This is a genomic window from Pseudomonas sp. EGD-AK9 (assembly GCF_000465935.2).
Taxonomy (GTDB): domain Bacteria; phylum Pseudomonadota; class Gammaproteobacteria; order Pseudomonadales; family Pseudomonadaceae; genus Aquipseudomonas.
The window spans coordinates 1-2,656 of the sequence record NZ_AVOF01000400.1; the positions used below are offsets into that span (position 1 = coordinate 1).

Here is a 2,656-nt window from a genome sequence, read left to right on the forward strand (position 1 = left end):
AATCCGGACATTGGTGATAGTGCTATCACCGAAACGGCCGGGATAGGAGGATTTGCCATGGCGGCGGCTCCAGCTATTACCCAGTTTGTCGGGGGCTCCGTAGAAGATGCTTTTAGCTGTTCTAACCGTATGTATGAGATAACTTTGGACGAGCATAAATTCTTTAATATTCCTCAGTTTAATTTCCGAGGTAGTGCTACCGGGATTGACCTCAGAAAAGTTATTGAAGTTGGAATTTTACCGCAAATAAATACAGGGATAGCTCATAAAGAACCTGGGGTAGGGCAAATAGGGGCTGGCCTTGTAAATCCCCCTAAAGCCTGCTTTAACAAAGCTCTATCGGCTTTTGTCCAAGAATATGTAAAATAGCTGCAAAAATTAAAAATAACGGGGTAGTTAAATGGGAAAAAGTATTGTCATAGCTTTTGGGGGTAATGCCATTACAAAAGAGAACCAGAAGGGTACTTTTCAGGAACAGGTGGTTAATATCAAAGAAATGTGTTCTAACCTTGTTGATTTGATAAAAAATGGGTACCACCTCGTGTTAACTCATGGGAACGGCCCACAGGTAGGTAATATTTTAATTAAAAATGAACTAAGCAAATCAATTGTACCGGCTATGCCTCTAGATGTTTGTGTTTCTAATACCCAAGGTTCCTTAGGTTATGCCATTCAACAGGAGCTGACAAATGTATTAGTAAAAGATAAAGCCCAGATACCGGTAGTTACAGTAGTTACAAGGGTCAAGGTAGATATAGCTGATCCTGCCTTTCAAAATCCCACAAAGCCGGTTGGACCTTTCTACAGTGAAAATGAAGCAAAAAACATTACTGCGGAAAAAGGTTATGTAATGATAGAAGACAGTGGGCGTGGATGGCGGCGGGTAGTTCCCTCACCCCTTCCATTAGAAATTTTGGAGAAAGAGGCGATCCATTATTTGTTGGAAGGAGGAACAGTAGTTATTGCCGCCGGAGGAGGGGGAATTCCCGTTTACCTAGATGACAATGGGAACTATACGGGGGTTGAAGCAGTTATTGACAAAGACTTAGCCGGCCAACAACTAGCCAGGGACGTAGGAGCTGAAACCTTTGTAATACTTACAGGGGTGAGTCATGTCGCAATTAACTATGGAAAGGAGTCACAAAAGGAACTAGATACGATTACAGTCAGCGAAGGGCGTAGGTATCAACAAGAGGGCCACTTTCCGCCAGGCAGCATGGGACCAAAAATGGAAGCAGCTTTATTGTTTGTTGAAAACGGAGGCCATAAGTCGATTATTACCTCTCCGGAAGAAATTGGACGGGCCTTAAAAGGGGAAGCTGGTACGATTATTATTCCCGAACCTAAAAAGTTAGTTTAAATCTACCAAAAAGGAGGCTCGAAGTTACAAGTCCTAGTTTAAAAAAGGAGGATAAAAATGAGTAAAGATTTTGATTTAATCATTAGAAACGCCTATCTAAGTGAAAAAGACAGTGTATATGATATTGGGATTGTTGGTGACAGAATAATCAAAATAGAAGCTAAAATTGAAGGAACCGTAAAAGACGAAATTGATGCAAAGGGTAACCTTGTGTCTCCCGGATTTGTCGATGCACATACCCATATGGATAAGTCATTTACGAGCACAGGTGAAAGATTACCGAAGTTTTGGAGCAGACCTTATACAAGGGATGCTGCCATCGAGGATGGCTTGAAATATTATAAAAATGCTACCCACGAAGAAATAAAAAGACATGTGATAGAACATGCTCACATGCAGGTACTCCATGGGACTTTATACACCCGGACCCATGTAGATGTAGATTCAGTTGCTAAAACAAAAGCAGTGGAAGCAGTTTTAGAAGCCAAGGAAGAGTTAAAGGATCTTATCGATATACAAGTCGTAGCCTTTGCACAGAGTGGATTTTTCGTTGATTTGGAATCTGAATCATTGATTAGAAAATCCTTGGATATGGGCTGTGATTTAGTTGGGGGAGTTGATCCTGCTACGCGGGAAAATAATGTTGAGGGTTCTTTAGACCTATGCTTTAAATTAGCAAAGGAATACGATGTTGATATCGACTATCACATACATGATATTGGAACTGTTGGAGTATATTCGATAAATCGTCTTGCCCAAAAGACAATTGAAAATGGGTATAAGGGTAGAGTAACTACGAGTCATGCCTGGTGTTTTGCAGATGCTCCGTCCGAATGGCTCGATGAGGCAATCCCATTGTACAAGGATTCGGGTATGAAATTTGTTACCTGTTTTAGTAGTACACCGCCTACTATGCCGGTGATAAAGCTGCTTGAAGCTGGCATCAATCTTGGCTGTGCTTCGGACAATATCAGAGATTTTTGGGTTCCCTTTGGCAACGGTGATATGGTACAAGGGGCTCTGATCGAAACTCAGAGATTAGAGTTAAAGACAAACAGAGATTTGGGACTAATTTGGAAAATGATAACGTCAGAGGGTGCTAGAGTTTTAGGAATTGAAAAGAACTATGGGATAGAAGTTGGTAAAAAGGCCGATCTTGTTGTATTAAATTCGTTGTCACCACAATGGGCAATAATCGACCAAGCAAAAAGACTATGCGTAATTAAAAATGGACGTATCATTGTGAAGGATGAGGTTATAGTTGCCTAATAGATGCTTTTTTTGGAGCGGCACCCT

At 41.1% G+C, this 2,656-nt stretch carries 3 protein-coding genes; all 3 read left to right on the forward strand.

Annotation, left to right across the window (positions count from 1 at the left end):
- Nucleotides 1-369 (forward strand): hypothetical protein (locus tag N878_RS29055; RefSeq protein ID WP_082457868.1); only part of this gene is annotated, 369 nt, incomplete at its 5' end.
- Nucleotides 370-400: 31 nt separating this feature from the next.
- The gene (arcC, locus tag N878_RS26920) at nt 401-1,360 is read left to right on the forward strand and encodes a carbamate kinase (RefSeq protein WP_011117178.1); all 960 of its coding nucleotides are present in this window, start codon (nt 401-403) and stop codon (nt 1,358-1,360) included.
- 57 nt (nt 1,361-1,417) lie between these two features.
- Entirely contained in the window at nt 1,418-2,629 is a 1,212-nt protein-coding gene (gene atzC / locus N878_RS26925) for an N-isopropylammelide isopropyl amidohydrolase (RefSeq protein WP_011117177.1), read from the forward strand.
- The last annotated feature ends 27 nt before the right edge of the window (nt 2,630-2,656 follow it).